Here is a 14,737-nt window from a genome sequence, read left to right on the forward strand (position 1 = left end):
GCGGGTGGCAGTGGCTTGCAGCATTGTTTCTTCGCCGACTAGCGCCAGCAGCTGCTTTGGATGCTTTTCCCGGGACAGGGGCCACAGGCGCGTGCCGGAACCGCCCGATAAAATCACTGCTTGGAGTTGCATGGGTATTCCTTTAGGGTGGGTCAGCGCAGAATAAACTCCTTGCCAACTTTAATCCGTCTTGGAATGTCTTTAAATTGTCTTAGATTTGTAAATCCCGGTACCGGCAAAATCATAGAGGCGTTCGCCAGCAGAGATTTGCCCTGGCCGGCATGCGCGACCCCGCCTATTTGTGCGCCAGCTCTTATACAATGCGGGGTTAGGAGGAAATATGTTTCGTGTAATGCTGGTAGAGGACGATGCCAAGCTGGCAGCGCTGGTGACTGAGTATCTGGGCGCCTACGAATTTTCGGTCGATGTCGTGAACCGTGGCGATACCGCGCTTGCACATTTCCGTTCAAGCTTGCCGGACGTCGTCATACTTGACCTGATGCTGCCCGGCATGGACGGCATGGTGGTCTGCCGGCAATTGCGCGAAGTCAGTAATGTGCCCATCCTGATCCTGACCGCGCGCGAGGATGCCTTCGACGAAGTTTCCGGCCTGGAGCAGGGAGCGGATGATTACGTCAACAAACCGGTGCAGCCGCGAGTGCTGTTGGCCAGGCTGCGCGCCTTGTTGCGCCGGACGCAGGAAGAGGGACGCGCAGATACCGAGAACCTGATGTTCGGTGCGCTGCAGCTGTCGAAGGGAAACCGGACTGTCAGCTGGCGTAAGCAGCCCGTCTCCCTGAACAGCACCGAATACAAGCTGCTGCTGGTGCTGGCCGAATCGGCCGGCCAGGTATTGTCGCGCAACGATATACTGATACAGATGCGGGGCATAGAGTTTGACGGCTTGGATCGCAGTATCGACAACAGCATTTCCCGTCTGCGCCGCAAATTTGACGATGCGGGGGCCGATAAAATCAAAACAGTGTGGGGCGAAGGATATCTGTTCAGTCCATCCGCCTGGGACTAATGCATGAACCGTATTTTTGTCCGGTTCTTTGCGCTGGTCACGCTGGCAATTGCCATTGCGGCTGTCGTCGTCTATTTTGCGGTCCGCAGCCTGTTTGGCGATCCGTTTGAAGACATCGCGCTGAAACAGGCTTCCGGCCAGATATTCCAGCTTGAGCAATATGTGGACAGCGCACCTGCCGACGAATGGCTGCTCAGGTTGAACAAGGTCAGGGAGATTTCCCGGGTCAAGCTGGACCTGATTCCATTGCAAACAGCCCTGGCTGCGCTGCCGCACGAAAAGTCGGGCGCATTGATGCGTGGCGACATTGTGCTGGATGTGCCGTCAAAATCTTTTTACCGGCGTGTCGACCTCACCGGTGACCGCTATGTGGGCAGCGCGGAAGACGTGATCCATGCCGAGGATCTGCCTATCGATGTCGGCCTTGCGCTGAAAGTGGAGCTGGTCCGCTACATCATTGTCGCCCTGTGCCTTCTGCTGCCCGTGGCTGCCTGGTCTCGCTCGCACTGGCGGGGCCTGCAATCACTGTCAAAAGTGGCAAATGATTTTGGCGAAGGCAAGCTGTCGGCCAGGGCCAGCATAGCGAAGGCTTCCAGCATCTACCCGTTGGCCGAGCGCATCAACCAGATGGCGGAGCGGATAGAAAACCTGCTGGAAGCGCAAAAGAATCTGATGCACTCTGTTTCCCACGAACTGCGTACGCCGATTGCCCGGCTGGAGTTCGGCCTTGAACTGCTGCGCAAGGATCTGCGTGCCGCCTTGGGACAAAGCACGCAGGAAAATCCTCCGGCGGCTGCCATCGAGGAGCGGATGCATGGAATGGAGGATGACCTGGTGGAGCTGGACGCGCTGGTCACCGAATTGCTGAGCCTCACCAAGCTGGACCAGCAGGCTGCTCCGCACGAGACGTTCGATGTCGGCTGCATGCTGCGCCATTGCATCGGCATGCTGGATCACGCGCTGCCAGGCAAGCAGCTTGAAACGGATATCAGCGATGAACTGGGTGAGATCACCGGCGACCAGCGGCTGCTGGCGCGTGCCGTGAGCAATCTGATGGCAAATGCCGCAAAGTATGCAAATCGCCGGATTATCTTATCCGCGCGCAGGTTGAAGGACGGCGGCATTGATATCTCGGTGGAAGATGATGGCCCGGGCATTCCGGCCGATGAGCGCGAGCAGATTTTTCGCCCTTTTTACCGGCTGGACCGGAGCAGGGACCGCAGCACCGGCGGCTTTGGCCTGGGGCTGGCAATTGCGCAGAAAGCAGTCTCTCTACATGGCGGCATCATTCGCGCGGCAGAATCCCCATTGGGAGGCGCAAAATTCATACTGAACATTCCGATCCGTGAATAAGAATGGCGATTTGCAGTTTTTTGCGGCCTGTGCCCACAACCGTTCGTCCATACAATGTGCAATGTACAAATTCAAGACAATTTACAGACATTTCGAGGCGGAACTTCATTGATGAGGGACTTATCATGCACACTCCCCAACCAGCCTTCATCTGCTATCGACAATACAATCTCCCCTTCCAATTGATACTGCGCCACTCCCCAGAGTACCCGATGAAAACACTTTTTTCTGCATTTATTCTCAGCTTTTGCTGTACGGCTTTTGCCCAGACGCCTGTGGCAAATATGATGCCGGACGGCAGCAGGGATATGTACGTCGGACTTGGCGTTGGCTATGCGCCTTCATGCGATGGGAGCGACGAACGCAAAACGAGGGTGCTGCCGAATATCCAGGTGCAGTGGAGTAATGGCGTGTTCGTCAGAAATCAGAGCCTGGGCATCCATCTCAGCAATGATCCCGGTCTCGAATACGGTCCCTTGCTGGAATATGACCATGGCTGCGATGCATCGCCTTTCCAGAGATCGGTCGGCGTCAAGGATATCAATTCATCGATAGGGGTAGGTGGTTTCTTCAATTACTACCTAACGCCGGATTTTCGTCTGGGCTCCAAGTTGCTGGTAGGGCGGGAAAATGGCCGCGACCGGGTGTTGTTCAGTCTTGACGCCAGAAAATATGTACAGGTTGCTGCGCACCACGGCCTGGGATTCTCCGCCGGCCTGACCTGGGCCAACCAGGGCTATGTGCAGACACGCTCGGATTTCGATCCGCAGAAACTGTTTGCCGCTTTTGCGCCGGCGCCCGCCAGGACAAATTATTCCGTACATGCGGGCATCAAGGATGTGCATGCCGGAGTTAATTGGAATTGGGAACTGACTCCGGCCTGGCTGGTCACATCGCAGGCGTCGGTCTTCAGGCTGACAGGCAGTGCTGCAGATAATCCCTTGAACAGGCGAAGTTACATGACGGTGTATACCGGCCTGGCGTATCGTTTTTAAGAGTGCTATCCATTTCATGAGCAATAAGCATATTTTCATTTTTGTCGTCGCATTGCTTGCAGCAGGGGGACCTGCTGCGCAATCGAATGACAATGAAATGGCGCAAAGGAAACCGGGCTTGACGGCAGCCGACAGGCAGGATGGCGACTGGATCAGCTATCGTGACGTCTACAAGCTGATGATACGCTTTGAAAAATATGGCAAGCCCAAACAATTTATCCAGAATAGCTACCAGGTCCTGCCTAAAGACAAAAAAGCATCCGTGGAGGATTTGCATTTCACGCTGACCGGAAAGACGATACGCTTGGACTTGCCGGCCGATGCCGCTGGCCGTGTTACGGTCCCTCTGTTGAAAACCGCGTACGATGAAAATGCGGAACTTAGCCTGAACCGCAAGATCAGCCTGTATGTTTTCCGGCCCCGGGTATCGATCGTTGCCCGGGCAGACGGCATTTATGAAAGCGCGGATCTGTTGAAAGCCTGCGAACAGGTATTGAGCTACCTGCAATACAGCGGCGATATCTCTGCCGCGGACAAAAAATGCACGGGCGTGAAATTTTCCTACGCCAGGAACGCTGCCGACTCCGTTGCCCGCTTCAGGGCAGGAGCAAGCCTGAAACCGCTGCCTGTGGCGGAGGGGAGCGCATTTGCAGATGATGCCGGCAATATCTTCAAGACCGCTGTGTACCGGTTTTCAGACTGGCCGGAACATGGCCAGGTCATTACGCAAAGCGTGCCCGTGGCGATCGCCGCGCTGTTTGACTGAATCACCGTCCTGTTCAGCGTGTCAATGTGTGCCTGAGGCCGTATGCAGCGGCAGCGTGATGCTGAACAGCGAGCCTTTACCGTGTATGCTTTCCACGCTAATGGCGCCGCCGTGCGCTTCCGCCAGCTGACGGGTAATATACAGACCCAGCCCGAGCCCGCCGGAGTTGTCGTTGTCCACCGCGCGCTCAAAAGGCGCGAAAATGCGGCGCTGGTTTTCTTCCGAGATGCCCGTGCCGTAGTCGCGTACCTGTATCGTCACTGTGTCCTGTGTGGCAAACAAATTGACTTCCACCGGCTTCCTGGCGCCATAGCGCAGCGCATTGGTCAGCAGGTTGACGACCATCTGTTCTATGCGGAAGCCATCCCAGGTGCCGAAAATTTGTTGTTCCGATCTCAGCGTGATTGAGCTTCCGGCAGCAGCCGCCTGCGATGCAAGGTCGCTGACGATGCGTTCCAGCAGGCTGGAAAGTTCTATGTCGCCAGGGCGGATGGAGAGTTTCCCGCTACGTATGCGCGATACGTCCAGCATGTCTTCAATCAGCCGCACCATGCTTTTAATCTGGCGGGTATCGCGCGCCACCATTTTTTGCAGCTGCTCGGGGTTGAAAAAAGCGGTGTTGCCCTTGTCCAGCGACATCTGGCGCACCTGGGCTTCCAGCAGCAGCGTATTGAGCGGCGTGCGCAACTCATGTGCAACAAGCGACATGAAATCGTCGCGCAGGCGCAGTGAGTGCTGCAGCTGTTCCTGCGTGGCATTCAACTCTTGCATCAGCAAGTCTTGCTCCTGGCGGCTTTTCTCCAGTGCGGCCAGTTGCCTGCGTGTCTCGTTGCGCTGCTGGTGTAGGGCGACAAAAACATTGACCTTGCTCTTGACTGCATTGACATCCAGTGGCTTGTGCAGGAAATCGACGGCGCCGGTTTCATAGCCCTTGAACGCATAATTCAATTCCTTGCCCGCTGCGCTGACGAAGACAATGGGGATATTGCGTGTTCTTTCCGTGCCGCGCATCAGTTCGGCCAATTGGAAACCGTCCATGCCGGGCATCTGTACGTCCAGGATGGCCAGCGCGAATTCATGCTCCAGCAACAGAGACAGTGCCGCTTCACCCGAATCGGCCTGGTAGATGGTGCGGTCGTCCTGGCGGATGATTGCGTTCAGTGCCCGCAGGTTTTCCGGCAGGTCGTCAACGATCAGCAGTTTGGTGCCCTTGTCGAGCTGCATTAGTGTCCTTCCCTCATCATGGGGATGTAGTTATTGTCGACGTTCATTTTTCCATGGCCTCCCGTCATCACAGCGGCTGGCGCTTGCGAAAAATTCTCTCCGATTTCGACAGAGGTTCAAATTTATTGGCATATACCGTGAAGTCGATGCTTTCCTTGCTGCCCAGGCCGAGAAACCCCCTATGGCACAGTGATTCATGAAACAAGCCCAACGCGCGCTCCTGCAAAGGCTTGTTGAAGTAGATCAGTACGTTCCTGCAGCAGACCAGGTTGGTTTCGGAAAAAACACTATCCGTCGCCAGGCTATGATCCGCAAAGCTGACATTGTCGCAAAGCGATTTGTCAAACAACGCGGCATCATAGGCGGCCGTGTAATAATCGGAAAATGCGCGCACGCCGCCGGCATGCTGGTAGTTTTCCGTATAGGCCTTCATGTTTGCCAGAGGGAAAACGCCTTTCCGGGCTTTTTCCAGCGACTGCGGATTGATGTCCGTCGCGTAAATGATGGAGCGTTCCAGCAGGCCTTCCTCGCGCAGCAGGATCGCCATGGAGTAAACTTCCTCGCCGGTGCTGCAGCCTGCTATCCAGATCTTCAGCGAAGGATAGGTTTTCAGGAAGGGTACGACCTGCTGGCGCAATGCCAGATAGTATGAGGGGTCGCGAAACATCTCGCTGACGGGTATCGTCAAAAATTGCAGCAGCTGCATGAAGATCGATGCATCATGCAGCATCTTGTCCTGCAGCTGTGAAATGGAGCTGCACGCCAGCTGGCGCATTGCATGCAGCACGCGGCGCCTCTGCGATGTGATCGCATAGTCCCTGAAGTCGTAATTGTACTGAGCGTAGATTGCTTCCATCAGCAGGCGCAGTTCAATATCGGTAACAGTATGGTGCACGGTCAGATACGTTCCATTTTCGGCATCCATACCCGCAGCAGTGAATACAGGCGGTCCAGATCGATAGGCTTGGCGAGATAGTCGCTTGCACCGGCTTTCATGCACTGCTCCTGATCATCCTTCATCGCTTTTGCAGTGATGGCGATAATCGGCAATTTCTGGAAACGCGGATCCTTGCGGATTTGCCTCGTTGCTTCGAGTCCGTCCATGCCGGGCATCATCACATCCATCAGCACCAGGTCTATATCCGGCAACGCATCCAGCTGGCTGATGGCTTCAAAACCGTTACGGCCGATTTCCACGGTAACGCCTTTCTGCTCCAGTGCATTACTCAGTGCAAAAATATTGCGCACGTCATCGTCCACCAGCAAAATACGGCGTCCTTCGAACAAGCGGTCGCGGCTGCGCACGGTTTTTAGCATGCCCTGGCGTTCTACCGATAGCTCTGACTCCACCTTGTGCAGGAACAGCGTGACTTCATCCAGCAGACGCTCCGGCGAACGCGCTCCCTTGATGATGATGGAGCGGGAATATTTGAGCAGGTCGTGTTCTTCTTCCCGCGTCAGGTTGCGGCCGGTGTAGACGATCACCGGCGGGAAGGAGCAGATGTCTTCGCTGGACATGCGCTGTAACAGTTCATTGCCCTGAATATCGGGCAGTTTAAGGTCGATGATCATGCAATCGAACGTCGTCGTGCGCAGCATGGCCAGCGCCTCCTCGCCCAGCGCGACGGCGGTGATTTCTATGTCCGGGTCGCTGATCAGCTGCATCACGCTGTCACGCTGGCGGGCATCGTCCTCCACCAGCAGGATGCGTTTTACTTTTTGCGTCAGCTTGTCTTCCAGTTTCAGGAAAACGTTTTTCAGCTGCTCGCGCGTGGTGGGTTTGGTGGCATAGCCGATTGCGCCGAGATGCAGCGCCGCTTCGTTACGGTCGGTGGCGGATACCACGTGTACAGGGATGTGGCGCGTGCGCGGATTGGCTTTCAGTTGTTGCAGCACATCCAAGCCTGAACGGTCCGGCAGCACCATGTCCAGCAGGATGGCGTCCGGCAGGAACTGCGCCGCCATCTGCAAGCCTTCTTCCGCGCCTTGCGCGACCAGGCAGCGATACTTCAATTCATGTGCGAGTTCGTAAAGAATACTGGCAAAAGCAGTTTCGTCTTCAATTACCAGCACTGAACGGCCATCGCCGCGGACAGTCTGCCGGTCGTCTTCAAACGGCAGGCTGGGGGCCGGTGCTGCTGCATAGGCGGCGGGTTCGGGAACCGGGAGTGCAATTGCCGTGGCGGCAGGACTTGCAACAGGCGCTTCAGGCTCGGTGACAGCACTCCACTGCACCGGCAGAAAAAGGGTGAAGGTGCTGCCTTTTCCCGGAACGCTGCTGACGCGGATTTCGCCACCCAACAGCCTGGCCAAGTCGCGCGAGATGGATAGCCCCAGGCCGGTACCGCCATAGCGGCGGCTTGTCGTGCCATCCGCCTGCTGGAAGGCTTCGAAGATGACGTCCTGCTGATCCTGCCGGATGCCTATGCCTGAATCCTTGACGGCAAAACTGAGCCGGCCATCTTCTTGCAGGGCTACGTCCATACCGATTTCACCGTTGTCGGTAAACTTGATGGCATTTGACAGCAGGTTTTTCAGGATCTGCTGCAGGCGCTGCTGATCGGTGAATAGCGTTTTTGGCGCCGCCGGCGCGATGTCCATGCTGAAATTCAATTTTTTCTGTGCAGCCAGTGGCGCGAAGGTCGCCTTCAGCGATTCGGCCAGCCTGCTCAACTGCAGGTTTTCGGGTACAAGTTCCAGCTTGCCGGCCTCTACCTTGGAAATATCCAGGATATCGTTGATCAGGTTCAGCAGGTCGTTGCCCGCCGAGTAAATGGTCTGCGCAAACTTGACTTGTTCTTCGTTGAGGTTGCCGTGCTGGTTGTCGGACAGCAGTTTGGCCAGGATCAGCGAACTGTTCAGCGGCGTACGCAATTCATGCGACATATTTGCGAGGAACTCGGATTTATAGCGGCTGGCGCGCTGCAAATCTTCCGCACGCGCTTCCAGCTGGGTCTGCGCTTCGTTCAGCGCAGCGTTTTTCTGATCCAGCATCAGCGCCTGCGAGGCAAGCTGCTCATTATTCTGCTCCAGCTCTGCTTTCTGATTTTCCAGATTGGCCTGCGATTCTTCCAGGGCGCGCGACTGTTCCTCCAGTTCTTCATTGGCGGTGCGCAGTTCTTCCTGCTGCACTTGCAATTCCTCATTCAACTGCTGAGTCTCGGCCAGCAGGTCTTGCAGGCGCTGCCTGTATTGCGCAGCTTCCACTGCGGCGCCTATGCTGGCCGACACCAGCTGCAGAAATTCCAGTTCCCGGTCTGCCAGCTTGCCCATGAAACCCAGCTCCAGGATGCCATTGACCTTGCCGTCATTTTCTATCGGCACGAGTGCCACCTGCAAGGGCTTGCCTGATCCCAGGCCGGATGCTACCTTCAGGTAATTTTCAGGTATGTCGGTCAGGCGGATCATCCGCCGCGCGGACGCTGCCTGCCCGACCAGGCCCTCATTGTGGTAAAAGGCCTGATCCGCCTGTTCGCTTTCCTTGCTGAATCCGTACGCGGCGATGCGGCGCAGGCCACCATCTACGTCGCGGACATAAAGCGCTCCAACCGCAAGCTTGATGTATTGCGCCAGAAACTCCAGCACTTTGCCGCCCAGTTGCTGCAAGGCCAACTGGCCGATGATCTGTTCTCCAAGCTGCGTCTGGCCGGTGCGCACCCATGCCTGCTGCTGTAATAATTCCGCGTGCTGCGTGTGTTGCTCCAATGCGTCGTTGTAGGTAGCCGACAGTCTCAGCAATTCCCTGCGGCCAGATACTGCAAGCAGGCCGCTCAACAGCAGCGTAAAAAACAGATAGCCGCCGACGACAATGAGAGTAACGCTGCGGGCCTCGTCGTTACGCTCCTTGCGCAGGCGCTGTTCCATATCGAGAAAGGCGTTGAATTCCTTGCGGATTTCGTCGAACTCCAGCTTGCCGCGCCCGGACTGGAGTATCTCTTGCACATTGCCGTTTTGGCGGCGCAGCGCGATCAATTCAGTGGCAAACGCATCCCATTGGGTCTGCAGTGCACGGATACGCTTGAGCCGGTCTATCTGTACAGCGTTGTCGCTGACCAGCTCATTCAGGCTGTCCATTTCAGCGCTTATCTTCGGCTTGCCTAGCTTATAGGGCGCAAGAAAGCTTTCATTGCCGGTAATGATGAAGCCCCGCATGCCTGTTTCCAGGTCCACGCTCAGCTTGATTGTTTCGTTGGCATTGCCGATGACGCGCTCGGTATGCTCAACCCAGCCGAGCACGGACAACAAATAGGCGATGAGCGCGATGAAGAGGGCCGCGGTGGCGACACCGACCGCCAGCGGAAGTGTTACGTTGCGCGCGAGGATGCGGCGAAAACTGGTCTGGTCTATCGCTGATGGGCTGTTCATTGTTCTTGCCGTTGCCTAAACGCATAAAAGAGAGCAAGAGTTTAACTGAAAGCGTATGTTGCATCTATAGCACTTGTCCTACAAGAAAATGGTCATTGTGGAAAGTTTTTTTGGTGTCATGCCGAGACTAGCTCCTGCCTTTACAGTGCGTGAGCTGCGTGCAAATGTTCGAGGATCTCAGCTTTCAGCGATGCGAGGTGGATGTCGGCACGCTTGCGTGGGCGTGGTTCGGTAACAGTGAATTCGGTACGCATGGCGCCCGGCTCGGTATCCAGCATCAGGATGCGGTCGCTCAGGTACAGCGCTTCATCGATGTCATGCGTCACCAGCAGGATCGTCAGCGCATGCTGTTGCGCTACCCGTATCAGCAAATCTTGCAACTTCATGCGGGTGAATGCATCCACTGCCGAGAAAGGCTCATCCAGCAGCAAGATACGCGGCTGCGTGAACAGGCCGCGCGCGATGGCGACCCGCTGTGCCTGTCCGCCGGATAATTGCTTCGGCAATGCATCCGCGTAGCCGTCCAGGCCGACTTCGCCCAGCAAGGCGGCAACCCGCGGATCGCTTGCACCGGCGTGGCCTAGTTCAAAAGAAATATTTTCCGCTACCGTCAGCCACGGGAACAGCCGCGGCTCCTGGAAGATAAAGCCGATGTCCCGGCTCACGCCATTGAGCGGCTTGCCATCCAGATGGATGCTGCCGCGAAAATCACGGTCCAGGCCGGAGGCGATGGAGAGCAGCGTACTTTTACCGCATCCGCTGGCGCCGATCAGGCTGACTATTTCGCCTTGCTGCAAGTGCAGCCGCATATTGCGCAGCACTTCCCGCTCGCCGTAACGCTTTTCATTGACGGCTATGTCCAGCAATCCGCTCATTGTTTGCCTTGCAAGGAGTTGGCATAGCTATCGCGCCATGCCAGCAGGCGATTCTCAAGCCGCAGCATCAGCTTGTCGCTGACTTTGCCCAGTATGGCTAGCAGCACGATGGCGGCCAGCACGATATCGGCGCGGCTGGTTTCGCGTCCATCCGACAACAGGTAGCCCAGACCGCGGCTGGCGGCGATCAATTCCGCGGCGACCATGAACATCCACGCCAGGCTGAGGCCGTTGCGCAGGCCGGTCAGGATGGCCGGCAGCGCCGCCGGCAGCAATACGCGGCGCGCGAGTGCCGGATTGCTGAGCCGGTACAGTTGCGCAACCTCGATCAGCTTGCGGTCCACGCCGCGTATGCCGGAAACCACACCCATATAGACGGGAAAGAAGGCGCCTATCGCTATCAACACCAGTTTGGGTGCTTCATCTATACCCAGCCACAACAGCAGCAATGGCACCCAGGCCAGCGAGGGTATCGCGCGCAAGGCCTGGAAGCTGGGATCGAGCACGGCTTCGGCATGGCTGCTCAGACCAACTGCGCAGCCGGCCAGAATGGCCAGAGTGCCACCGGCCAGGAAGCCTGCTGCTACCCGCAAGACACTGACCGCGATGTGTGCCGCCAAGCCATGCTGGGCCAGATAATAAAGAGTGTTGAGAATTTCGCTTGGCGCGGGCAGCAGGTTGGCCGGTATCAGGCCTGAGCGTACCCCGGCTTCCATGGCGAGCACGAATACGCCGGGCAACAGCAGGCCGAGTGCCCTGCGCGAAAGGGCTTTGGAGCGTCTGGGCTGCGCAGGCGCCGTTTCCCGTTCCAGCCGGATAGATTGCGTTGTCATGGTCTTTCAGTAGCGAATAGTCTGCTGCAGGGGTTCCTCAGGCGCGGACAATCAAGGGCTGCGCAAAGCGGGTATCGACCAGATCAAGGATAGTCCGGTTCAGGTCCACACCGGGTTTGACCAGCGCTTCGTCCTGCAGGATGGGGGCGGCAAGCTGCAAGGCCTTCACGTGTTCGGAAGAAGGCAGCGGGTTGCTGAAGTCGCTGCGCAGCTTGATCTGCAGCAGCGCCACCGGCAAGCTTACCTTGGCTTCTTCGGCAAGTATCCTGGCCGCGTCGCCGGGATTGGCAATAGTCCACAGGCGTGCGCGTTCATAGGCGCGGATCACGCGCGCCGCTTCAACCGGGTGCGCCGCCAGAAAATCTTCGCGTGCATTGAGGAAGCCGTAAGTATTGAAGCTGACATTGCGGTAAATCAGCCGCGAGCCGGCTTCCAGTTCGCTGGCCGCCATGTGCGGGTCCAGGCCTGCCCATGCATCCACCTTGCCTTGTTCCAGCGCGACCCTGCCATCGGCATGCTGCAAGCCTACATGCTCTATGTCATTGCGTTTCAGGCCTGCGACTTTCAGCGAGCGCAGCAGGAACAGGTAGGGGTCGGTACCCTTGGTCGCCGCAACTTTTTTTCCTTTCAGGTCGGCCAGCGTGCGGACAGGCGAATCCTTGCGCACTACCAGCGCCGTCCACTCCGGCTGGGAAAAGATATAGGGCGACTTGATCGGTGCACCGTTGGCCTTGGCCAGCAAGGCTGCTAGCCCTGCGCTGGAGCCTATATCTATGCTATTGGCGTTCAGATATTCCAGTGCGCGATTGCTGCCTGCGCTGAGCACCCACTTGATACTGGTGCCGTCCGCCTTGAATTCGTCTTCCAGCCAGCCGAACCGGCGCAATACCAGGCTGGTGGGGGAGTAATAAGCATAATCCAGGCGCAGCTCTTTCAGCGGCGATGCTGAGGCGGCATAGCCGAGTCCTGGAATCAAGGCCGTAGCGGCGCTGCCGGCGGCTACTTGCAATAGGGTTCTACGTTTCACTTGCATCCTTTTTTTAACGAGTTTTGTTTTTAATGCGTTTTGTTTTATGCGGCGGACTGCAGCGGCGTATCGATACGCACCTGGCGACCTGTATGCTGAGGGTGCAGGCGCGGGCCCGCGCCGAACAATTTTTGGCGCAGGCTGCCTTCTGCATAATCGGTGCGGTAGCGTCCGCGCCTCTGAAGTTCCGGTACGACCAGTTCCACCACATCGCGCATGCTTTCATGTGCAACTGCAAATGCGAGATTGAAGCCGTCTATGTCGGTATCGTCCATCCATGATTCAAGCTGGTCTGCCACTTGTCGTGGATCGCCCACCAGCACCGGGCCGCGCCCGCCCAGGCCGATGAATTCCGCGGCCTCGCGCACCGTCCATTTGCGGTCAGGGTCGGCCGCGCTGAATGAGGCCAATGCGGATCTGCCGGCTTCGGAATCGATATAATCTATCGTTGCGTCCAGCGGGAAGGCGCCGAAATCGACACCGGTCCAGCCCGACAGTAGCGCCAGCGCGGCATTGATGTCGATATGCCGGCGATATTCTTCGTACTTGGCCCTGGCTTCGGTTTCTGTCGCCGCAGTGACGATCAGCGCCTGCGCATAGATCAGCAGCCGGCTGGCATCCCGGCCTTGCGCGTCGGCGGCGGCACGGATATCGTCCACGTAGCGCTTCACCACCTTTTTGCTGGGGCCGCTGACGAAGGTGCATTCAGCATGGCGCGCTGCAAATGCAGTGCCGCGCGGCGAGGTACCTGCCTGGTAGAGCAGCGGTGTGCGCTGGGGGGAGGGCTCGCACAGGTGGATACCCGGTACCGTGTAGTAGCGTCCCCGGTGATTAATGGGGTGCACGCGCGCCGGATCTGCATAGATGCCGCGTTGTTTATCGTTGACGACGGCATCGTCATCCCAGCTTTTTTCCCACAGCTTATAGACCACGTCCAGATATTCGTCGGCCAGGTCGTAGCGCTCATCGTGGCTGAGCTGCCGTTCCAGGCCGAGATTGCGCGCTGCGCTATCCAGGTAGCCGGTGACGATGTTCCAGCCGATGCGGCCGCCGCTCAGATGGTCCAGCGTCGACATGCGGCGCGCAAAGGTATACGGATGCTCGTAGGTAAGGGCGCAGGTTACGCCGAAACCCAGATGCTCGGTGGCGCCGGCCATCAGCGGTACCAGCGCCAGCGGATCGTTCAGTGGCACTTGAACGCCGTGCCGCAGAGCGGCGTCGACGCTGCTGTGATAGACATCGTAGACGCCGAGCACGTCAGCCAGGAATATCGCATCAAAACGGCCGGCTTCCAGCAGGCGCGCCAGCTCCGTCCAATGTGCGGGATCCGTATAACGATGGCTATTGTCGCGCGGATGCGTCCACAGACCGGGAGACTGGTGGCTCACCGTATTCATCTGGAATGCGTTGAAACGAATGATCTTGCCCATGGCGTTTATTTGCTCGCGCTTTGCAGCGCCTGCTGGTAATCGGGCTTCGCGAAGCCGGCAAAATGTTTGTTGGTGACGTCCAGGAACTCGCGCGAGCGGTAAGCAGCTTCCAAGTCCTTGACCCAGGGCTTGCCTTTGTCGGCGGTACGGATTGCCACCAGATTCTGGTAAGTAGGAGAGATTTTTTCAGCGGCCAGCGCTTCCGTCAGCTTCAGACCCGATGCCAGTGCAAAATTGCCGTTGATGAAGGAGAAATCGGTGTCCTGCAGCGAACGCGGCAATTGCGCTGCTTCCAGCGGGATCAGCTTGATTTTCTTGATATTGTCAGCCACATCCTTGTCCGATACGCGGATAGGATCGTAGTTGGCCCGCAGCTTGATCCAGCCCAGCTGTTCCAGCAGCACCAGCGCGCGTGCCTGGTTGGTGGGGTCGTTCGGCAAGGCAACGGTGGCGCCTTCCTTCACTTCTGCCAGGGATGTATGCTTCTTGCTGTAGATGGCAATCGGCGCCGTTGGCACCTTGATCAGTTCGCTCAGCGCCAGCTTGTTGTCGCTCGCGAACTTGGTCAGATAAACAATATGCTGAAAAGCATTGGCGTCCAGGGCGCCTTCCGCCAGTGCAAAATTCGGTTGTATATAATCGTTGAATTCCACCACCTTGACTTTGTAGCCCTGTTTTTCAAGGATAGGCTTGATGCCCAGCTTGACCTGGTCAGCATACGGACCGGCGCTGGTGCCGATGACGAGTTCTTTTTGTTCCGCGGCGAAGCTGAATGTTGATGCCAGGGCCAGGCTTAAACTGCTGAGGAGGAGGGTGCGACGTATCATGAGAAGCTTCCTGGT

At 57.3% G+C, this 14,737-nt stretch carries 13 protein-coding genes; 4 read left to right on the plus strand and 9 right to left on the minus strand.

All coding sequences use genetic code 11. From position 1 onward, the window contains the following. The coding region (locus ACO0LO_RS26280; RefSeq protein ID WP_422969202.1) for a sugar phosphate nucleotidyltransferase at positions 1–132 on the minus strand (132 nt) is incomplete at its 3' end. 208 nt (positions 133–340) lie between these two features. Here ACO0LO_RS26280 and ACO0LO_RS26285 point away from each other — a divergent pair. The 4 genes from ACO0LO_RS26285 (at position 341) to ACO0LO_RS26300 (ending at position 4,141) form a co-directional block, all read left to right on the plus strand. Continuing rightward, on the plus strand, positions 341–1,027 hold the full coding sequence (locus tag ACO0LO_RS26285; RefSeq protein ID WP_422969021.1) for a response regulator: 687 nt from the start codon (positions 341–343) through the stop codon (positions 1,025–1,027). Positions 1,028–1,030: 3 nt separating this feature from the next. Then, complete coding sequence (locus tag ACO0LO_RS26290; RefSeq protein ID WP_422969023.1) at positions 1,031–2,380, plus strand: ATP-binding protein; 1,350 nt, start codon at positions 1,031–1,033, stop codon at positions 2,378–2,380. A gap of 284 nt (positions 2,381–2,664) precedes the next feature. Next, positions 2,665–3,375 carry a MipA/OmpV family protein gene (locus ACO0LO_RS26295; RefSeq protein WP_422969204.1) on the plus strand — a complete coding sequence of 237 codons (711 nt, stop codon included), beginning with the start codon at positions 2,665–2,667 and terminating at the stop codon, positions 3,373–3,375. A 16-nt stretch (positions 3,376–3,391) separates the two neighbouring features. Next, entirely contained in the window at positions 3,392–4,141 is a 750-nt protein-coding gene (locus ACO0LO_RS26300) for a hypothetical protein (protein ID WP_422969025.1), read from the plus strand. Positions 4,142–4,162: 21 nt separating this feature from the next. Here ACO0LO_RS26300 and ACO0LO_RS26305 read toward each other — a convergent pair whose 3' ends face one another. The 8 genes from ACO0LO_RS26305 to ACO0LO_RS26340 all read right to left on the minus strand — a co-directional run bounded on the left by ACO0LO_RS26305 (position 4,163) and on the right by ACO0LO_RS26340 (position 14,722). Then, positions 4,163–5,365 (minus strand): hybrid sensor histidine kinase/response regulator, encoded by a 1,203-nt coding sequence (locus tag ACO0LO_RS26305; protein WP_422969027.1) that lies wholly within the window; start codon positions 5,363–5,365, stop codon positions 4,163–4,165. A gap of 67 nt (positions 5,366–5,432) precedes the next feature. Further along, positions 5,433–6,290, minus strand: a complete 858-nt coding sequence (locus ACO0LO_RS26310; protein WP_422969029.1) for a CheR family methyltransferase — start codon at positions 6,288–6,290, stop codon at positions 5,433–5,435. Then, positions 6,263–9,730, minus strand: coding sequence for a response regulator (locus tag ACO0LO_RS26315; protein WP_422969031.1), 3,468 nt, complete (start codon positions 9,728–9,730; stop codon positions 6,263–6,265). The genes ACO0LO_RS26310 and ACO0LO_RS26315 overlap by 28 nt, the downstream gene beginning before the upstream one ends. Positions 9,731–9,870: 140 nt before the next feature. Next, positions 9,871–10,605 carry an ABC transporter ATP-binding protein gene (locus tag ACO0LO_RS26320; protein WP_422969033.1) on the minus strand — a complete coding sequence of 245 codons (735 nt, stop codon included), beginning with the start codon at positions 10,603–10,605 and terminating at the stop codon, positions 9,871–9,873. Then, positions 10,602–11,438: an ABC transporter permease gene (locus tag ACO0LO_RS26325; RefSeq protein ID WP_422969035.1), complete on the minus strand. Its 837-nt coding sequence runs from the start codon at positions 11,436–11,438 to the stop codon at positions 10,602–10,604. The genes ACO0LO_RS26320 and ACO0LO_RS26325 overlap by 4 nt, the downstream gene beginning before the upstream one ends. A gap of 37 nt (positions 11,439–11,475) precedes the next feature. Further along, positions 11,476–12,465 (minus strand): aliphatic sulfonate ABC transporter substrate-binding protein, encoded by a 990-nt coding sequence (locus ACO0LO_RS26330; protein WP_422969037.1) that lies wholly within the window; start codon positions 12,463–12,465, stop codon positions 11,476–11,478. Between the two features lie 44 nt (positions 12,466–12,509). Then, on the minus strand, positions 12,510–13,895 hold the full coding sequence (locus ACO0LO_RS26335; protein ID WP_422969039.1) for an LLM class flavin-dependent oxidoreductase: 1,386 nt from the start codon (positions 13,893–13,895) through the stop codon (positions 12,510–12,512). A 5-nt stretch (positions 13,896–13,900) separates the two neighbouring features. Further along, on the minus strand, positions 13,901–14,722 hold the full coding sequence (locus ACO0LO_RS26340; protein WP_422969041.1) for a MetQ/NlpA family ABC transporter substrate-binding protein: 822 nt from the start codon (positions 14,720–14,722) through the stop codon (positions 13,901–13,903). Positions 14,723–14,737: the final 15 nt, after the last annotated feature.

The organism is Undibacterium sp. TJN25, from assembly GCF_049339885.1.
Classification (GTDB): domain Bacteria; phylum Pseudomonadota; class Gammaproteobacteria; order Burkholderiales; family Burkholderiaceae_D; genus Undibacterium.

Coding starts and splice junctions, on each gene's coding strand:
- ACO0LO_RS26340 (WP_422969041.1), bottom strand. CDS start 14,722: ATGATACGTCGCACCCTCCTCCTCAGCAGTTTAAGCCTGGCCCTGGCA.
- ACO0LO_RS26300 (WP_422969025.1), top strand. CDS start 3,392: ATGAGCAATAAGCATATTTTCATTTTTGTCGTCGCATTGCTTGCAGCA.
- ACO0LO_RS26305 (WP_422969027.1), bottom strand. CDS start 5,365: ATGCAGCTCGACAAGGGCACCAAACTGCTGATCGTTGACGACCTGCCG.
- ACO0LO_RS26310 (WP_422969029.1), bottom strand. CDS start 6,290: ATGGATGCCGAAAATGGAACGTATCTGACCGTGCACCATACTGTTACC.
- ACO0LO_RS26320 (WP_422969033.1), bottom strand. CDS start 10,605: ATGAGCGGATTGCTGGACATAGCCGTCAATGAAAAGCGTTACGGCGAG.
- ACO0LO_RS26335 (WP_422969039.1), bottom strand. CDS start 13,895: ATGGGCAAGATCATTCGTTTCAACGCATTCCAGATGAATACGGTGAGC.
- ACO0LO_RS26325 (WP_422969035.1), bottom strand. CDS start 11,438: ATGACAACGCAATCTATCCGGCTGGAACGGGAAACGGCGCCTGCGCAG.
- ACO0LO_RS26290 (WP_422969023.1), top strand. CDS start 1,031: ATGAACCGTATTTTTGTCCGGTTCTTTGCGCTGGTCACGCTGGCAATT.
- ACO0LO_RS26315 (WP_422969031.1), bottom strand. CDS start 9,730: ATGAACAGCCCATCAGCGATAGACCAGACCAGTTTTCGCCGCATCCTC.
- ACO0LO_RS26285 (WP_422969021.1), top strand. CDS start 341: ATGTTTCGTGTAATGCTGGTAGAGGACGATGCCAAGCTGGCAGCGCTG.
- ACO0LO_RS26295 (WP_422969204.1), top strand. CDS start 2,665: ATGATGCCGGACGGCAGCAGGGATATGTACGTCGGACTTGGCGTTGGC.